The organism is Caulobacter radicis (assembly GCF_003094615.1).
Classification (GTDB): domain Bacteria; phylum Pseudomonadota; class Alphaproteobacteria; order Caulobacterales; family Caulobacteraceae; genus Caulobacter; species Caulobacter radicis.
This window is the reverse complement of sequence record NZ_QDKO01000008.1, coordinates 20,461-38,432: the sequence shown is the minus strand read 5'-3', so window position 1 is coordinate 38,432 and position 17,972 is coordinate 20,461. Positions and strand designations below refer to the sequence as shown.

Genomic DNA, 17,972 nt, shown 5'->3' with positions numbered 1-17,972 from the left:
AGAAGGAGCGCATGATCCGCCTCTTCGTGCCCCAGCCGCTGTCCAAGGACGCCGGAATCGCTCCGACCCAGGAGCAGTCTCGCTATCTCGTTCAGGTCATGCGCCTTGGCGTCGGCGACGAGATCCTGGTGTTCAACGGAACCGACGGCGAGTGGCGCGCCAGCCTGGTCGACGCCGGCAAGCGCGGCTGCCTGCTGAAGGCCCAGGAACAGACCCGCGAGCAGACCACGCCGCCCGACCTTGATTTGATCGTCGCCATGGTCAAGCGGGGCCGCGTCGAGACCATCGTCGAGAAGGCCGCCGAACTGGGCGCCCGCCGGGTGCGCCTGACGGTCACCCGCCGCACCAATGTCGACTACATGAAGCTGGCCCGCCTGGACGCCATCGCCATGGAGGCCGCCGAGCAGACCGGCCGCCTCGACGTGCCGGCGATCCTCGATCCCGAGAAGCTCGACAAGATCCTCGACGGCTGGGACGAGGGCCGCCGCCTGGTGTTCTGCGACGAGGGCGGCGACGCCAAACCCGCCATCGAGGCCCTGGCCGGCACGGGCGGTCCCGCCGCCATCCTGATCGGCCCCGAAGGCGGCTTCGCCCCCGAGGAACGCGAACGCCTGCGCTCCCTGCCGTTCGTGACGCCGGTGTCGCTGGGCCCGCGCATCCTGCGCGCCGACACCGCCGCGATCAGCGCCATGACCCTGTGGCAAGCCGCGGCGGGGGATTGGAAGTAAGAGATCCTCCCCCTCCGGGGGAGGTGGCCCGGAGGGCCGGAGGGGGGCCGTTTTCAGCTTCCGCGGATCTTAGCCGATCCCGCAGCTGCTCCCCTCTCCGTCGGCTTCACCGACACCTCTCCCACGGGGAGAGGATCGTTGAGACCGAACGGTAACGCTAATTGTAGCGGACCCCCTTGAGGTCGGCTAAGACAGCGCCCAACTGCGCTCCACGCTTGTCGTGGCGGTCGGGGGGAACTGGGCCCCTCCCCTCCTGTGGCGTTCGATTTTAGGGGAGACGGCGATGGCCGACACCGCCAGCCTGGATCAGCGCCCGCTGACCCTCGAAGACCTGACCGCCTACTTCGCCAAGGGCAGCAAGCCCAGGTCCGCCTTCCGCGTCGGCGCCGAGCACGAGAAGTTCGGCTTCTATCTGGGCTCCCACGCACCCGTGCCCTACTACGGCGACAAGGGCGTGCACGCCCTGCTGATCGGCCTGCAGCGCTTCGGCTGGAAGCCGGTGATGGAGGGCGATGTGATCATCGGCCTCGAGCGCAACGGCGCCAATGTCAGCCTCGAGCCCGGCGGCCAGTTCGAGCTCTCGGGCGCCCCGCTGCTGACCATGCACGACATCTGCGAAGAGACCGGCGGCCACCTTGACGAGGTCAAGACCGTGGCCGACGAGCTGGGCCTGGGCTTCCTCGGCGTCGGCTTCTCGCCGCAGTGGAAGCGCGAGGAGGTGCCGGTCATGCCCAAGGGCCGGTACGTGATCATGCGCAACTACATGCCCAAGGTCGGCAACCTCGGCCTCGACATGATGCTGCGCACCTGCACGGTGCAGGCCAATCTCGACTTCGAGAGCGAAGCCGACATGGTCGCCAAGTTCCGCATGAGCCTGGCCCTGCAACCGATCGCCACGGCGCTGTTCGCCAATTCTCCGTTCACGGAAGGCAAGCCCAACGGCTTCCTCTCGTCGCGCGCCAACGTCTGGACCGACACCGACCCCAACCGCACGGGCCTGCTGTCGTTCGTGTTCGAGGACGGCTTCGGCTTCGAGCGCTACGCCCAGTACATGCTGGACGTGCCGATGTATTTCGCCAAGCGCGGCGACCGCTATATCGACCTGGCCGGCCGGTCTTTCCGTGACTTCATCGACGGCAAGATCGAGGAAGTCGGCGGCGAGCGCGCCACCATCAAGGACTGGGCCGACCACGCCACCACCGCGTTCCCGGAAGTCCGCCTGAAGACCTACCTGGAAATGCGCGGCGCCGACGCGGGCCCGTGGAGCCGCCTGTGCGCCCTGCCGGCCCTGTGGACCGGCGTGTTCTACGACGACGCCGCGCTCGCCGCCGCCTGGGACCTGGCCAAGGACTGGACCGTCGAAGACCGCGAAGGCCTGCGCCGCGACGTGCCGACCCTGGGCCTGAAGGCCAAGGTCGCCGGCCGCACCGTCCAGGACGTAGCCAAGGACTTCGTCGCCATCGCCAAGCAGGGCCTGAAGGCCCGCGGCCAGCTGAACGGCGGCTTCCTCGACGAGTCGATCTATCTGGGCGAACTGGAAGAGATCGCCGACAGCGGGATCACGCCCGCCGAACGCCTGCTGGAAAAGTTCCACGGCCCGTGGGGCGGCGACATCGGCAAGCTGTTCGACGAAGGGGCTTACTAAAAAATGCTCCCCCTGAAGGGGGAGCTGTCGCGGAGCGACTGAGGGGGAAGTGATAGCGGCGCGTCAGCAACGGCTTCCCCCTCCGGCCCTCCGGGCCACCTCCCCCTTCGGGGGGAGGATCTTATCTGAGCATCCCCACGGCTATCCCGACCTGGCCGCCGATATAGAGAAACCACACGGCCCAGGCCGTCAGCCTCGCCGAACCCAGCAGCTTGGCGCCCTTGAAGAGGTCGAAGGCCAGGATCGCGTCCGAGGCCATGAACGCCACCGCCCCGACGGTCGCCGGCCAGCGCACGGTCGGCAGGGCCGCCGCCGAGACCACCATGGCCAGGATCGCCGCCACATAGGCCAGCACGGCCGGCCGCAGCGGCCCCAGCGATCCCCACAGCCTGCGCAGCATCACCGCGCCGACCAGAGCCGCGACCGGGGCCAGCACGAAGAAGGCCTGGCTAGGCGCCGTGCGCTCGCGCCAGAAGACGATCACATAGACGACGTGCCCGGCCAGGAACGCGGCCAGGCCGAACGGCAGCCAGCGCTTGGGATCGCCGGCCAGGAAGGCGTCGCCCAGCGCGCACAGGGTCAGGGCCACGGCCAGCAGAACCGTGCCGCCCTCCAGATAGGCCAGCACCGCCAGCGCGCCGGTGGACGCCGTCTTGACCAGCGTGCGCAGGAACGAGGGCGGACGCTCGACCAGCGCGAGGCCGTAGGCCAGGGCGCAGACGCCGCAGATCGTCCACAGAACCTGGTCAGTCATCCTTGGAGAGCTTGGCGAGGAAGGCCTGGGCGGCGTCCTTGTGGCGGGCCTTCAGGTTCTTGCCGACGATGGCCAGCAGGGCGGCGATCACGGCGGCGTCGTCGGTGAAGCCCAGCGCCGGCAGCACGTCGGGAATGGCGTCGGTGGGCAGCACGAAATAGGCCAGGGCCGCGAACATCATGCCTTTCGCCGCCGTCGGCGTTTCCGGGTCGCGCGCGCACCACCACAGCGACAGGGCGTCGGCGGCGAACGGCACCTTCGAGGCCACCTTGCGCATCTTCGGCCAGAAGCCGCGGCTGACCCGCTGCTCGTTGACCCGCACCGTGGCCGGCACGAGCGCCTTCCTCGGGTCCAGCACGTCGTCGGGCGTAACGCCGCCGTTGACGTCGGGGGATGGTTTGGCGTCGGCGCTCATCGGGTTAAACCGCTCCTCAACACACCAATTAAACGCAACCCCAGGGGAAACGTCCATGAAACTCGACAACACCGTCGCCGCCGTCGTCACCGGGGGCGCCTCGGGCCTCGGCGAGGCCACCGCCCGGGCCCTGGCCGCCCAGGGCGTCAAGGTCGCCATCTTCGACATGAACGAGGCGCGCGGCGAGGAAGTCGCCAAGGAGATCGGTGGCGTCTACTGCAAGGTCAACGTCACCAGCGACGCCGATGTCGACGCCGGCTTCGAAAAGGCCCGCGCCGCCCACGGCCAGGAGCGGATCCTCGTCAACTGCGCCGGGGTCGGCAACGCCGCCAAGACCGCCAGCCGCGACAAGGCCACCGGCGAGACCAAGCACTTCCCGCTCGATATCTTCGACCGCGTGATCCAGATCAACCTGGTCGGCACCTTCCGCTGCATCGCCAAGTCGGCCAAGGGCATGCTCGACCTGGAACCGCTGCAGGACGGGGAGCGCGGCGCCATCGTCAACACCGCCAGCGTGGCGGGCGAGGACGGCCAGATCGGCCAGGCCGCCTATTCGGCCTCCAAGGGCGGCGTCATCGGCATGACCCTGCCGATCGCCCGCGACCTGATGAACGACGGCATCCGCGTCAACACCATCCTGCCGGGCATCTTCAACACCCCGCTGATGAACGCCGCGCCCGACAACGTCAAAGACGCCCTGGCCGCCTCGGTGCCCTTCCCCAAGCGCCTGGGCAATCCGGCCGAATACGCCCAGCTGGCCCTGACCATGATCACCTGCGGCTACTTCAACGGCGAAGACGTCCGCCTGGACGGCGGCATCCGCATGGCGCCGCGGTAAGCCGTTCAGTCGGCTTCGCCGACCGCTCCTTGCTCCTCCCCCGTGCAACGGGGGAGGTGGCGCGGCGCGGATACGCGCCGTGACGGAGGGGGCGACGGCGGGCACGGCGCCCAGTCTCGGCCCCTCCACCGCGGAGCCTGCCCTCGGGCGCGCGCTTCGCGCGTCCCGGGGGCGGTCCCCCTCCCCCGCAAGCGGGGGAGGAGCCTTCAGAAAACCCCTGGCGCTTTTCAATTACGCGCGTAATTATCGCCTCAACCAGAGGGGGATATGCGCCATGAACCAAACCATCCGCTTGGCCAGCGCCGGCCTGCTGTCCGTCCTGATCGCCCTGCCGGCCGGCGCCATGACGCCGCCCCCGCCGCCCATGCAGGACGGCGCGCCCACGGCCGACGCCTGCGCCGCGCTCGGCTTCACGGCCCAGGCCGACGTGCACGAGAGCGTGGCCGTCTCCGGCGCCCGGGCGAGCCGACGCACCGCCACCCACGCCCTTCCGCCCCCTCCGCCTCCTCCTCCGCCTCCTCCGCCTCCGCCTCCGCCGCCGCTAACGGCCTCCGCCCCGCTGCCGATCCCGCTGCCGATCCCGCCGGTCAGGGAACGGACCGACGTCGGCGCGCTCGGCTACGCCCCCGCGCGCCCCGCCGTCATCCAGTCGGTCCCGATCCAGGCCCCGCGCGACACCGAGCGCTATCCGAACGCCGCCTCCAACCCGATCAAGCGGACAGCCGACGAGCCGGTCTCGACCTTCTCGATCGACGTCGACACCGCCGCCTACGCCAATGTCCGCCGCTTCCTCGACGACGGCCGCCCCGTGCCGCGCGACGCCGTTCGGGTCGAGGAGCTGGTCAACTACTTCGACTACGGCTACCCGCGACCGGCCTCGACCGAGACGCCGTTCCGGGCGACCGTCGCGGTCGTTCCCTCACCGTGGTCGGCGCAGCGCAAGCTCGTCCACATCGGCCTGCAAGGCTATGAGCGGCCTCGCGCCGACCAGCCGCCGCTGAACCTCGTCTTCCTGGTCGACACCTCCGGCTCCATGCGCGGGCCCGACCGCCTGCCGCTGGCCAAGAAGGCGCTGAACGTGCTGATCGACCAGCTGCGGCCGCAGGACCGGGTGGCCGTCGTCGCCTATGCCGGCTCGGCCGGGGCCGTGCTGGCGCCCACCGACGGCCGCTCCAAGCTGAAGATGCGCTGCGCTCTGGAGGCCTTGCAGTCGGGCGGCTCGACCGCCGGCGGCCAGGGGCTGGAGCTAGCCTACGCCCTGGCCCGCCAGAACTTCGACAAGGGCGCGGTCAACCGCGTGATCCTGCTGACCGACGGCGACTTCAACGTCGGGATCGCCGATCCCGCGCGCCTGAAGGACACCGTCGCCGACCAGCGCAAGAGCGGCGTCTACCTGTCGGTCTACGGTTTTGGGCGCGGCAACTACAACGACGTGATGATGCAGACCCTGGCCCAGAACGGCAACGGGACGGCCGCCTATGTCGACAGCCTGCGCGAGGCCCGCAAGCTGCTGCGCGACGACTTCGCCAGCAACCTCTTCCCGATCGCCGACGACGTGAAGATCCAGGTCGAGTTCAATCCGCGCGAGGTCTCCGAGTACCGGCTGATCGGCTACGAGACCCGCCTCCTGAACCGCGAGGACTTCAACAACGACCAGGTCGACGCCGGCGAGGTCGGCTCGGGCGCCTCGGTCACGGCGCTCTACGAGATCACCCCGGCCGGCGCGGCGCCTTCGTCGGATCCGCTGCGCTACGGCGAGGCCAAGCCCGCCCCGGCCGGCGGCAAGGCTGGCGAGCTGGCCTATCTGAAGGTGCGCTACAAGCCGCCGGGCGGCAGCGTCTCGAAACTGATCGAGCGCCCGATCGGCAAGACCGACGCCTACGCCAGCCTGGCGGCCGCGCCGGAGGCCACCCGCTTCGCCGTGGCGGTCGCCGCCTACGGCCAGAAGCTGCGCGCCGACCCGTGGCTGGACCCGTCCTTCGACTGGCCGGCCGTCACCGCCCTGGCGCAAGGCGCGCGCGGCGACGACCCCTACGGCCTGCGCGCCGAGTTCGTGCAGCTGACGCGGGCGGCCGCGGGGGCGAAGGGGGACTGACAAAGCGAAACCCTCCCGGCTGGGCCGGGAGGGTTCGACGTCTTGGATCCTCCCCCTGAAGGGGGAGGTGGCCCGTAGGGCCGGAGGGGGAAGCGACTGCTGATGCGCCGCTGGAACTTCCCCCTCAGTCGCTTCGCGACAGCTCCCCCTTCAGGGGGAGCATCCAAAGCCGGCGACCTTACTTCTTCACCCAGCCGCCGCCGAGCGGCTTCCAGTATTGGCCGGCGGCCAGGCGGGCGTAGAGCTGCTTGGCGGTGGCCTGGCCGGCGGCGTCGGCGGTGACGCCGGTCTTGGCGGCGGTGTCCTTGTAGACGGCCGCGCGGCCGGTGTTGATCTCGGCCACGGCGGCGCGCAGGTCGGCGTCGCCGCCCGACACGATGCCGAGGAAGCCGTCGGCCTGCTCGCCGACCGTGCCGGCGGACTTGGCGGCGTCAACGGCGGCCTTGGCGGCGGCCGACTGGGCCATCACGGGGGCGGCGGCGACCGCGCCCAGGGCGGCGGCGATGGCCAAAACCGTCATCGTCTTGCGGATCATGGCGGTCTCCTTGCTTAGAACAGGTTCGGGTTCTGCTGGATCAGCGTCTGGACTTCCTTGTCCAGCCGCACTCGCACGTCGGCGTCCAGCTTGGCGTAGATGTTGATCGGATCGACCTTGACGCGGACGGTCGGGGTGCAGGCCGCGAGGCCTCCCGCCGCCAGCAGGGTCGCGATCAGGACGCGCTTGTGCATGGCTTTGTCTCCAATTCGGGGATTAGGTTGCGCGGTCACGGCTGAACCGGCGCTGAACGGCGTGTTTCCTCGGTCTCTTCCGCGAAACGACGACCCCAGGCGGCCAGAAGCTCGTCGAAATTGAGCGAGGTGTCGAGCGTCAGGTCCACCGGCGTCTTGGCCGGCAGCGGGATCCGCCGCTGGAAGGCCTTGCCGCGGATCAGCTCCAGAATGCCCACCCGGGCCTTCTCGGCGACCTTCGGATCATGCTCGCCCTTGATGTGGAACAGCATGCCCAGGCGCCCGTTCGGCGTCGAGCTGACGCCCGCCTCCAGGGTGTCGAAGGCCAGGTTCTCCATGGCCTGGTAGGCGAAGTCCTGGATGGCGTTGACCGGCGCGTCGGCGGCCGGCTGGTTGTTGGGGTTGCCCGGGCTGTCGCTCTCGCCCTGGTTGGCCTCGACGCCGGTCAGGGCCTCGCGGGCGATCGAGATGCGGCCGGGCTTGATGGCGGCGAGCTTGCCGTCCAGCAGCTTGAAGCCCTTGTCGCTGAACTGGAACGGCAGGCGGCCCGAGACCACCGCGTCCAGCTTGACCTTCTCGGCCAGGGTCGAGCCGGCGGTCAGCTCGCCCAGGTCCAGGCCGTCGATGACGATGACGCCGCTGATCGGGCCGCCGTTCAGCGGCACGTCCACCGGCTCGATCGAGATCTTGCCCTTGGCCGCCGTCAGGCTGGCCTCGCTGACCTTCAGCGAGGTGGCGCCCAGGGTGAACACCGCGCCCACGGCCTCCAGCGGCACGATGGAGTCGATGCGGGTGATCTTCAGGCTCTGGTCGGGGGCGCTGGTCAGCGGCGCCAGGCTGTCGAACTTCACGTCGCCGGCCAGCGTCGCCACGAAGCCCAGCGGACTGGCGCGGAAGTCGAGCCCTTGCGTCGAGACCTCGCCGCTGCTGGTCACGCCCTTGTCGGTCCAGTCGAAGCGGCCCTTGAAGCTGGCCTTGCCCTCGGCCTCGCTGGCGAAGGCGGCCATCGGGCTGACCGCCACCGGCTGCAGGCCCGCCTCCTTGGTGAAGACGATGTTGGAGGCGTCGATCAGCGCCGAGCCGCGACCGCTCTCGACACCATGCCGAATGTCGATGCGGCCCAGGGCGAAGCCGCTGGCGGTGCCGACATCGACGCCGCCGCTCCACACGCCCGAGGCCAGGTTGAGCCGCCCGGTCGCCTTCACCGGCTCGAAGCGCTTGGCCGAGGCCGCGTCGATCAGCCGGCCTTCGGTCAGCCGCACCTCGGCGCGGTCGAAACCCGCGCCTCCGCCGACGAAGGTTCCGGCCACGCCTTCTGCTTTCGCCTCGGCGGCCGTGATCGTCCCGCGTCCATTGGCGAAGCGGGCCTGGGCCTCCCAGCGGCCATTGGCCACCCGCACCAGCGGCGCGGCGACGGGGCAGAGGTCGAGCGCGATGTCCTGGATCGGCCGTTCGCCGGCCTCGCCCGCCTCGATGGCGGCCACCGTAACGGGCGTGCAGCCAGCCAGGCGGAAGTCGAACACGCCGCCCGCGGCGCGGGCCTGACCCTTGATCGTGGCGCTGATCCCCTCGGCTGGCGGCACGTCCAGCTTGCCGGCCAGGGTGACGGGCGAGGCGAACCCCCGCGCATCGGCCCGCCAGTCGCTGGCGCTCAGGGTCAGCTCGGGCAAACCACCGCCGCCCAGCGCCAGGGTCGCGGCCCCGCGCGAGACGCCGCCCACGCTCTCCATCAGGCGCCCGCCGCCAGGGGTCAGGGTCGCCTTGGCGCCGCTGGCCGCCGCCAGGGTCACCGGCTTGCCGGCGAAGGCGGCCACGCGGCCTTCGCCGATCTCCAGCCGCAGGTCGTCGGCGTCGAGCGAGAAGTCGGCCAGCGCCTTGCGCGCCGCCGCCGCGTACTCGGGGCTGGGCAGGCCGGCCGTCAGGCGTTCGGCGTCGGGGGCGGCCACCGCCCCGTCGGCCCCGGCCCGGCCCTCCAGAGTGAGATTCAGGGTCTGCCCTGCCTGGAAGCGGCCCTTGGCGTCCAGCACCAGGGCCGACAGCCCCAGGCCGTCGCGCGCCGCGCGGCCGACGCCGGCGGCCACCTGGATCGGACCCGACACGCTCATCGGCCGGCCCTTGGGCGCGCTGAACACGAAGGTCTTGGACTTGATGTCGACCGCCGTGCGGGTCAGGGCCGCGCCGCCGGCCACCGCCCGCTCGGCCGTGCCGCGCAGCCTCGCCGGCCCCAGCACCCGGGCGCCGGCCTTGTCGAAATCCACCCGCAGGGCGTCGCTGTCGAGCTCTGCGGTGAAGCTGCGCGCCTCCAGCCCCGGCGCCACCAGCCGTCCGGCCCGGGCCTGGCCCGACAGCCGCGCGGCCGCGCCGCCTTGGGTGAAATTGCCGGCCACCAGGCCCGCCAGGGTCAGGCGGGTCTCGACGTCGTCGAGGCTGGTCTCGCCGGCTCGCAAGCCTTGGGCCTTGATCGACAGCTTGACGTCGGCCGGCCCCGTGGCCGCCAGCCGCTTGAGGTCGGGATAGGCGACATCGGCCTCGACCCGGGCGTCGGCGCCCTCCAGGTCGACCTGTTCGGCGTCCAGGGCGTCGATCTGCGCCCAGGCGTCCACCGACAGGCGATCGCCGCGCTTGCGGGCCTTCAGCATGGCCCCGCGCAACTCGACCTGCAGGTCGCCGGTGGCGTAGCGCATGGCCGCGATGGCCGCGTCCAGCCGCAGCAGCTGGCCGTCGTCCAGGCTGGCGTCGCCGGTCAGGCGGGCCACCCCGCCCGGGGTCTGCAAGGTGACGCGGGCGTCTTCGACCAGCACGGCCGGCCCGCCCTCCTTCTCCTCGCCGGGCGACTTCAGCGCCTCGTCGATCAAGGGCTGCAACTTGCCGAAGGTCAGCTTTTGCCCGTCATAGCTCGCCCGCAAACGCGGGCTGGTGATGCGCACGGCCCGGGTGTCGATGGCGAACGGCCCGCCCGACCACGGGGCCTGCAGGTCGTAGGCCACCTCGATGCGCCTGGCCGAGAAATAGGGATCGTTCTTGGGGCCCAGCCGGATCGAGCCGGCGAAGCCCGAGGCGTCCAGGCTCTCGACCGAGATCAGGCCCTCGATGCCGCGCTCGGCCAGCCACGCCTCGGCCAGCGCCTGGCTGATCTCGCGCCGGCCGGCATAGGCCGACATGCCCAGGGCGATGAACGCCATCATGGCGAAGGACAGCGCCTCCAGCCCCGCATCGGCCAGCGCGGCCTTGCTCAGGCGCGGGCTCCGCGCGGGCTTGGCGGGCGTCTTGACGGAATCGGGGTCGGCGTGAGGCTCGGCCATCGGCCGCACCATGCCGCAAGCCGTGGCGTTTGTGAGGCCTCGATACGAGAAAAGTCTGGAAAGCGACGGTTGGGAAACATTTCCCAAAGGGTCGCCATCTCTCCAACTCCCGTCATTCCCGCCCTTGTGGCGGGAACCCCTCTATCAGCCGCAAGGGCGAGTGGGGCGACGTGCTCGGCACGTCGCTGGCGTCTCACATGCGAACGGAACCAGAGGTTCCCGCCACAAGGGCGGGAATGACGGGAGGTTTTTGGGAGTTCAGAGACCCTCAGACCGCCCGGAACCCCAGCACCTGCTGCATGTCGTAGATCCCCGGCGCCTTGCCCTGCGCCCACACCGCCGCCGCCACCGCGCCGCGGGCGAACAGGCCCCGGTCGATGGCCGAGTGGGCGATGGTCAGGCTTTCGCTCTCGCCGGCGAAGATCACGCTGTGCTCGCCGATGATGCCGCCGCCGCGCACCACCGAAAAGCCGATCGAGCCTTCCTTGCGCGGACCGGTGACGCCGTCGCGGGCGCGGTCCTCGACCTCGGAGAGCACGACGCCGCGCCCGTCGGCGGCGGCCTGGCCCAGCATCAGGGCCGTGCCCGAGGGTGCGTCGATCTTGCGCTTGTGGTGGGCCTCGAAGACCTCGATGTCCCAGTCGGCGGCCGGCAGGGCGGCGGCGGCCTGGCGCACCAGGCCCATCAGCATGTTGACGCCCAGCGAGAAGTTGCCCGAGCGCACGATCGCGACCTTTTCGGCCGCCTTCGCGAGGCGCGCGTCCTGCTCGGCCGTGAAGCCGGTCGAACCGATCACCAGCGCGATGCCGCCGCCCGCCCGCGCGATGGTCTCGGCCAAGGCCACCGAAGCCTCGGGAATGGTGAAGTCGATGATCGCCTGGGCGTCGGCCAGGGCGCTTTCCAGCGCCACCAGCCCCTCGCCTTCCGCGCCCGGACGGTCGAAGCGGGCCACGGCAAGCGCGTCGGCGCGGCCTTCCAGCGTGGCGGCCACGGCCTTGCCCATGCGGCCCAGGGCTCCGGCGACGGCGATCCGAACGGGGGACTGGGACACGGGGTTTTCTCCACGAAACTTGCGCCGCGCCTCGTCGCCCAGCCCCTCTCCGGGGTCAACGGATTTATCCGGCGGGCTTCCGTAGCGGGAGCGGGCGCGAAACCGCAAACCTTTGCCCAACAAGCGTTTGTACCGGTACCATTTGATATTGTCCGGTTGTAGCCGGCCGGACGCGTCGCTAGGCTGACCCTCGCATAAGGACGCGTCGCATCGTTCGGCGGGTCCATTTCAACTGGCTACGCAGGACAGGAAACGCCGCCATGAGCGACGCGGAACGCAAGACCTTCACCGATGCGGAGGCCCTGGCCTTCCACCGCTATCCCCAGCCGGGAAAGCTGGCGGTCACCCCCACCAAGCCGATGGCGACCCAGCGCGACCTCAGCCTCGCCTACTCGCCCGGCGTGGCCGTGCCGGTGCACGCCATCGCCGCCGATCCCGACGCCGCCTACGACTACACCTCCAAGGGCAACCTGGTGGCGGTGATCTCCAACGGCACGGCGATCCTTGGCCTGGGCGACCTGGGGGCCCTGGCCTCCAAGCCGGTGATGGAGGGCAAGAGCGTCCTCTTCAAGCGCTTCGCCGACGTCGACAGCATCGACATCGAGGTCACGACCAAGGACGCCGACGAGATCATCACCGTCGTCAAGAACATCGGCGTCACCTTCGGCGGCATCAACCTGGAAGACATCAAGAGCCCCGAGTGCTTCCGCATCGAGACCGAGCTGCAGGAGCTGCTCGACATCCCGGTGTTCCACGACGACCAGCACGGCACCGCCATCATCTGCGCCGCCGGCCTGATCAACGCCTGCCACATCACCGGCAAGAACCTGGCCGACATCAAGGTGGTGCTGAACGGCCCCGGCGCGGCCGGCATCGCCTCGATGGACCTGATCAAGGCCATGGGCGTGCGCCCCGAGAACGTCATCGCCTGCGACAGCAAGGGCGTGCTCTATCGCGGCCGCACCGACGGCATGAACCAGTGGAAGAGCGCCCACGCCGTCGACACCGACAAGCGCACGCTGGCCGAGGCCGTGCAGGGCGCGGATGTTCTCCTCGGCCTTTCAGCCAAGGGCGCCTTCACCCCGGAGATGATCGCCAGCATGGCGCCTAATCCGGTGATCTTCGCCATGGCCAACCCCGATCCCGAGATCACGCCGGAAGAGGTGCACCGCGTGCGCCCCGACGCGATCATGGGCACGGGCCGCAGCGACTATCCCAACCAGGTCAACAACGTCCTGGGCTTTCCCTACATCTTCCGCGGCGCGCTGGACGTGCGCGCCCGCCGGGTGAACCACGAGATGAAGATCGCCTGCGCCCAGGCGCTGGCGATGCTGGCCCGCGAGGACGTGCCCGACGAGGTGGCCGCCGCCTATCACGGCCGCCAGCTGAAGTTCGGCCCCGACTACATCATCCCCTCGGCCTTCGACCCGCGCCTGATCTGGTACGTGCCGCCGTTCGTCGCCCAGGCGGCGATGGACACGGGCGTGGCCCGCAAGCCGATCGCCGACATGGAGGCCTATCGCCAGAGCCTGGCCCAGCGCCTCGACCCCACCGCCGGCTTCCTGCAGAAGATCGCCGGCTCGGTGCTGGCCAAGCCCAAGCGCATCGTCTTCGCCGAGGGTGAAGAGCCGTCCGTGATCCGCGCCGCCTACGCCTTCCAGACCGGCGGCTACGGCAAGGCCATCCTCTGCGGCCGCGAGAACCTGGTGCACGAGAACATGAAGCTCGTGGGCCTGGATCCCGAGACCGCCGGCATCGAGATCCACAACGCGCGCCTCTCCGACCGCAACCCCGACTATGTCGACGCCCTCTACGCCCGGCTCCAGCGCCAGGGCTTCCTCAAGCGCGACGTCCAGCGCCTGATCAACCAGGACCGCAACAGCTTCGCCGCCTCGATGGTGACGATGGGCGAGGCCGACGGCATGGTCACCGGCGTCACCCGCAGCTTCGACCAGGCGCTCGACGAGGTGCTACGCGTGGTCGACCCCGCCCCCGGCGGCCGGATCATGGGCATGTCGGTCGTCCTCGCAAAGGGCCGCACCATCTTCGTGGCCGACACCAACGTCACCGAACTGCCCGACGCCGACGAGCTGGTCGAGATCGCCTGCGAGGCCGCCTCGGCCGTCACCCGCCTGGGCTTCAAGCCGCGCGTGGCCTTCATGAGCTACTCCACGTTCGGCAACCCCATGGGCGAGCGCTCCGACAAGGTGCGCCAGGCCGTGGCCACGCTGGACGAGATGGGCGTCGAGTTCGAATACGAGGGCGAAATGCCCCCCGAACTGGCCCTCGACCCCGAAAAGCGCCTCGCCTACCCGTTCATGCGCCTGACCGACAGCGCCAACATCCTGATCATGCCGGCCATCCACGCCGCCTCGATCTCGACCAAGCTCGTCCAGTCGCTGGGCGGCGCCACGGTGATCGGGCCGGTGCTGCTGGGGCTCTCCAAGTCGGTGCAGATCTGCCCGCTGGGCGCCTCGGTGTCGAAGATCCTCAACATGGCGATGATGGCGGCTTACGACCAGCCGGTGGAGGCGGGGGAGTAGCCCCCAAACCCTCTCCCAGAGGGAGAGGGAGGGGCCCAATGCGGAGCATTGGGAGGGTGAGGGGTTACAGTGTCTGACGGCGTGCCGGCACGCCGTCTACCGTCCCTAACCCCTCATCCGACCTGCTTCGCAGGCCACCTTCTCCCTCCAGGGAGAAGGATCAGAGAGACTCGCCTCCCTCCACAGGCGCCCACGCGAGAATTGGCCCTTTCACCTCATGCGCGAACGGGGCCATGATATCGGTCCCGTCGCCTGCTCCCCTCGGAGACCGCCCGGACCGATGATCGATACGGTCTCGCCCAGCCTGACCACGGCGCTGATGCACGCGCCGATGGGCATCGCCATCTTCGACCGGTCGATGCGCTATCTCGCCCATTCGGCCCAGTACCTGACCGACCAGGGCCTGCCGGCCGACCTGCCGCTGCTGGGGCGCGTGCACTACGAGGTGTTCCCCGAGATCCCCCGCTACTGGCGCGACCTGCACGCGCGGGTGCTGAACGAGGGGGTCGAACTGCGCGAGGACGGCGGCGACCGCTATGTCGACCGCCACGGCCGGGTCGAGTGGATCCGCTGGTCGATGGCCCCCTGGCGCACCGACGAGGGCGCGGTCGGGGGCCTGGTTCTCTATACCGAGGTCGTCACCGCCGCCGTCGAGGCCCGCCTGCGGCTGGAGGCGGCCGAGGCCCGCTACAAGGCGGTGTTCGAGCAGGCCGCCATGGGCGTGGCGCGGATCTCGCCGCGCGGGGTGTTCCTCGAGGTCAACGACCGCTTCTGCGCCATCACCCGCCGCACCCGCGAGACCCTGGCGGCCGGCAACGCCGCCGAGCTGATCGCGCCGCAGGACCTGCCGGGCGCGCAGGCCCACGTGCGGGCCCTGCTGGCCGGCCGGCTGGACACCTACGCCGCCGAGCGCCGGCTGATCGCCGGCGACGGCGAGGTGCTGTGGATCCGCCTGAACGTCTCCAAGGTGCAGCCGCGCGGGGGGCTGGCCTATCTGGTGGCGATCATCGCCGACATCACCGCCCGCAAGGCGGTCGAGGCCGAGCAGGAGCGCCACCAGGGCCAACTGCGCCTGCTGATCAACGAGCTGAACCACCGCGTGAAGAACACCCTGGCCACCGTCCAGTCGATGGCCGCCCAGACCCTGCGCAACGAGCCCGACCCGGTCACCGCCTTCGAGAAGTTCGAGCTGCGGCTGCTGGGCCTGTCGCTGGCCCACGACGTGCTGACCCGCGAGAGCTGGCACGGCGCGGACCTGTGCGAAGTGGCGCAGAGGGCGCTGGCGCCGTTCACCGCCGCGGCCGGCCGGGTGTCGGTGGCCGGGCCGCCATGCTTCCTGCCGCCGGGCGGGGCCCTGACCATGTCGCTGGTCTTCCACGAGTTGGCCACCAACGCCCTGAAGTACGGGGCGCTGTCCAACCTGGACGGCTCGGTGGCCGTGGCCTGGAGCTTCGACCAGGCCAGCCGCGCCCTGTCGCTGACCTGGACCGAGACCGGCGGCCCCAGGGTCGTTGGCCCGCCCACCCGGCGCGGCTTCGGCTCGCGGCTGATCGAGCGCAGCCTGCGCGGCGAGCTGCGCGGCCAGGTCAGGATGGAGTGGCGCGAGGAGGGCCTGGCCTGCCGGCTCGAAGCCGTCGCGCCCCTGCCCACCCCGCCCTCGCCCGAGCTCGGCGTCGTCGCCAGCCTGGACGAACGGAGGTAGCGCCCCGCCGTGGTCCTCGTCCTTCGACAGGCTCAGGGTGAGGACCAGATCCGCCTCACGAGCCTCGGCAAAACCTCTTCCTGAGCCTGTCGAAGGACGAGGCTTTCGCCCCGAATTCCGCTAACAACCTGCTGGGCCGAGTTCCAGGAGTAAAGAATGCAGCTGTCCGACCAGATCGTCCTCGTCACCGGCGCCGGCCGGGGCCTGGGGGCCGAGATCGCCCGCGCCTTTTCCCGCCAGGGGGCCCGCGTCGTCGTCAACTACCGCGCCAGCCAGGACGCCGCCGAGGCTTTGGCCGCCGAGCTGGGTGGACCCGGGCGCGCCATCGCCGTCCAGGCCGACGTCGCCGACCGCGCCGCCGTCGAGGCCATGCTGGCCGCCGCCAAGCAGGCCTTCGGCGGCCCCGTGACCACCGTGATCAACAACGCCCTCGACTACAGCTTCAACGGCGACGCCCGCGCGCATCTGGCCAGCATCGCCTGGGAGGATTTCGAAAAGCAGAACCTCACCGTGCTGAAGGGCGCCCTGAACGTCATCCAGGCCGCAGCCCCCGACATGGCCGACGCCGGCTTCGGCCGCGTCATCAACGTCGGCACCAACCTCTTCCAGAACCCGGTCGTGCCCTATCACGACTACACCGCCGTCAAGGCCGCCCTGCTGTCGCTGACCCGCACGGCCTGCGGCGACCTGGGCCCCGCCGGCATCACGGTCAACATGGTGTCGGGCGGCCTGCTCCGCGTCACCGGCGCCAGCGCCGCCACGCCCGAGCCGATCTTCGACCTGATCGCCGGCATGACCCCGCTGCGCTCGGTCACCACCCCGGCCGAGTTCGCCGACGCGGTGCTGTTCTTCGCCAGCCCCTGGGCGCGGGCGGTGACAGGGCAAAACCTGGTGGTGGACGGGGGCCTGGTGCGGGACTGATCTGCAACCCTCTCTTTTTTCGGCCCGTCATTCCCGCCCTTGTGGCGGGAAACCCTCTTTCAGCCGCAAGAGCAGTTGTGGCGGATCGCCGGCGATCCGCTGGCGCCTCACCTGCGAGCGGAACCAGGGGTTCCCGCCACAAGGGCGGGAATGACGGGAGATAAAGGCAGGAGGAGGGAATTCGAGCCTGCGACGCCCTGCCCTCTTGAGCGACTCGCCCCGTAGGCGGACGGTTTCCCGGTGACGCTTAACCGTTGTCGGAGACCGCTCTCGATGACTTCCCGCGCGTTCGAACTGCAGATGCTGGGCTACGGCCTGACCACGGCCAACATCTGCTACCACCTGCCCGACCACCCGCACCTGCTACAGCTCTATGTCTGGCAGGAGTACGACCTGGCCCCCAGGTTCCCGACCCTGAAGGGCTTCCTCGACTTCTGGAGCCGCGAGCTCGACGGGGTGCTGCACTCGGTGCAGGTGGCCCACGACCGGCTGATCGGGCCGGCAGAATGGAAGGCGGTCAACGGGGTCTTCACCCTTCAGTGAAGCCAGGCGGGGGTTGCGCTGGCGACTTCCCCACCGTAACTCCCCCCGATGACCACCAAGGCCAAGATCTGCGGGCTCTCGACGCCGGAGACGGTGAAGACCGCCTTCGACGGCGGCGCGGCCTATCTCGGCTTCGTCTTCTTCGCCAGGAGCCCCCGCAACGTCGAGCCCGAGACCGCCGCCCGCCTCATCGAGCCGGTGCGCGGCCGCGGCGTGCAGACGGTGGCCGTGACCGTCGATCCCGACGACGCCCTGATCGACCGGCTGATGGCGACCATGCGCCCCGACCTGATCCAGGTGCACGGCAAGGAGACCCCCAGCCGCCTGCGCGAGATCGCCCAGCGCAGCGGCGTCGGCGTCATCAAGGCCTTCTCGGTCTCCTCGTCGGCCGATGTCGACCAGGCCCGGGCCTACGAGACCGTGGCCGAGCAGTTTCTTTTCGACGCCAGGCCCGTGGAAGGATCCGCCCTGCCCGGCGGCACCGGCGCAAGGTTCGACTGGAGCCTGCTGCAAGGCCGGCGATTTTCTCGCCCGCATTTCCTCGCGGGCGGCCTGGATCCCTGGAACGTGGGCGCCGCCGTGGCCGCCTCCGGAGCCCCGCTGGTGGACGTTTCCTCTGGCGTGGAACGCGGTCCGGGCCTAAAGGACCCGGCTTTGATCACGGCGTTTCTCGACGCCGTCAAACGCGCCTGACCTAACTGGAAAC

15 protein-coding genes and 1 pseudogene are annotated in these 17,972 nt (G+C 70.2%); 9 read left to right on the top strand and 7 right to left on the bottom strand.

The window, feature by feature from the left end:
- Positions 1-11 precede the first annotated feature (11 nt).
- Together DDF62_RS02200 and DDF62_RS02195 are read left to right on the top strand one after the other, a co-directional pair.
- Positions 12-728 (top strand): 16S rRNA (uracil(1498)-N(3))-methyltransferase, encoded by a 717-nt coding sequence (locus tag DDF62_RS02200; protein ID WP_116487598.1) that lies wholly within the window; start codon positions 12-14, stop codon positions 726-728.
- Between the two features lie 283 nt (positions 729-1,011).
- Positions 1,012-2,373, top strand: coding sequence for a glutamate--cysteine ligase (locus DDF62_RS02195; protein ID WP_116487597.1), 1,362 nt, complete (start codon positions 1,012-1,014; stop codon positions 2,371-2,373).
- A 121-nt stretch (positions 2,374-2,494) separates the two neighbouring features.
- Here DDF62_RS02195 and DDF62_RS02190 read toward each other — a convergent pair whose 3' ends face one another.
- Positions 2,495-3,127, bottom strand: coding sequence for a lysoplasmalogenase (locus tag DDF62_RS02190; protein ID WP_116487596.1), 633 nt, complete (start codon positions 3,125-3,127; stop codon positions 2,495-2,497).
- Positions 3,120-3,542 (bottom strand): YkvA family protein, encoded by a 423-nt coding sequence (locus tag DDF62_RS02185; RefSeq protein ID WP_116487595.1) that lies wholly within the window; start codon positions 3,540-3,542, stop codon positions 3,120-3,122. Before DDF62_RS02185 ends, DDF62_RS02190 begins: the two co-directional genes overlap by 8 nt.
- Positions 3,543-3,597: 55 nt before the next feature.
- Between DDF62_RS02185 and DDF62_RS02180 the strand changes: the two genes are divergently transcribed.
- A complete protein-coding gene (locus tag DDF62_RS02180) occupies positions 3,598-4,380 on the top strand; it encodes an SDR family NAD(P)-dependent oxidoreductase (protein ID WP_101716045.1) in 783 nt (260 codons plus the stop codon).
- A 34-nt stretch (positions 4,381-4,414) separates the two neighbouring features.
- Here the strand turns inward: DDF62_RS02180 and DDF62_RS02175 are convergent.
- A pseudogene (locus tag DDF62_RS02175) lies at positions 4,415-4,590 on the bottom strand (TPM domain-containing protein); the annotation flags it as partial.
- Positions 4,591-4,654: 64 nt separating this feature from the next.
- On the opposite strand from DDF62_RS02175, the gene DDF62_RS02170 reads away from it, so the two are divergent.
- The gene (locus DDF62_RS02170; protein ID WP_116487594.1) at positions 4,655-6,475 is read left to right on the top strand and encodes a vWA domain-containing protein; all 1,821 of its coding nucleotides are present in this window, start codon (positions 4,655-4,657) and stop codon (positions 6,473-6,475) included.
- Between the two features lie 178 nt (positions 6,476-6,653).
- Here the strand turns inward: DDF62_RS02170 and DDF62_RS02165 are convergent, their stop codons facing one another.
- The 4 genes from DDF62_RS02165 to dapB form a co-directional block, all read right to left on the bottom strand.
- On the bottom strand, positions 6,654-7,010 hold the full coding sequence (locus tag DDF62_RS02165) for a YdbL family probable chaperone protein (RefSeq protein ID WP_116487593.1): 357 nt from the start codon (positions 7,008-7,010) through the stop codon (positions 6,654-6,656).
- Positions 7,011-7,024: 14 nt separating this feature from the next.
- Positions 7,025-7,204, bottom strand: a complete 180-nt coding sequence (locus DDF62_RS02160) for a YnbE family lipoprotein (protein WP_058349385.1) — start codon at positions 7,202-7,204, stop codon at positions 7,025-7,027.
- 35 nt (positions 7,205-7,239) lie between these two features.
- Positions 7,240-10,506, bottom strand: a complete 3,267-nt coding sequence (locus DDF62_RS02155; protein WP_133244868.1) for an intermembrane phospholipid transport protein YdbH family protein — start codon at positions 10,504-10,506, stop codon at positions 7,240-7,242.
- A 268-nt stretch (positions 10,507-10,774) separates the two neighbouring features.
- Positions 10,775-11,557, bottom strand: coding sequence for a 4-hydroxy-tetrahydrodipicolinate reductase (gene dapB / locus DDF62_RS02150; RefSeq protein WP_116487591.1), 783 nt, complete (start codon positions 11,555-11,557; stop codon positions 10,775-10,777).
- Positions 11,558-11,817: 260 nt separating this feature from the next.
- Here dapB and DDF62_RS02145 point away from each other — a divergent pair, with 260 nt between their 5' ends.
- The 5 genes from DDF62_RS02145 (at position 11,818) to DDF62_RS02125 (ending at position 17,959) form a co-directional block, all read left to right on the top strand.
- Positions 11,818-14,100 carry an NADP-dependent malic enzyme gene (locus DDF62_RS02145; protein ID WP_116487590.1) on the top strand — a complete coding sequence of 761 codons (2,283 nt, stop codon included), beginning with the start codon at positions 11,818-11,820 and terminating at the stop codon, positions 14,098-14,100.
- 280 nt (positions 14,101-14,380) lie between these two features.
- Complete coding sequence (locus DDF62_RS02140; protein WP_116487589.1) at positions 14,381-15,802, top strand: sensor histidine kinase; 1,422 nt, start codon at positions 14,381-14,383, stop codon at positions 15,800-15,802.
- Positions 15,803-15,958: 156 nt separating this feature from the next.
- Complete coding sequence (locus tag DDF62_RS02135) at positions 15,959-16,723, top strand: 3-oxoacyl-ACP reductase (RefSeq protein WP_116487588.1); 765 nt, start codon at positions 15,959-15,961, stop codon at positions 16,721-16,723.
- A 273-nt stretch (positions 16,724-16,996) separates the two neighbouring features.
- Positions 16,997-17,266 (top strand): usg protein, encoded by a 270-nt coding sequence (locus tag DDF62_RS02130; protein ID WP_101714085.1) that lies wholly within the window; start codon positions 16,997-16,999, stop codon positions 17,264-17,266.
- A 48-nt stretch (positions 17,267-17,314) separates the two neighbouring features.
- The gene (locus DDF62_RS02125) at positions 17,315-17,959 is read left to right on the top strand and encodes a phosphoribosylanthranilate isomerase (RefSeq protein ID WP_116487587.1); all 645 of its coding nucleotides are present in this window, start codon (positions 17,315-17,317) and stop codon (positions 17,957-17,959) included.
- Positions 17,960-17,972: the final 13 nt, after the last annotated feature.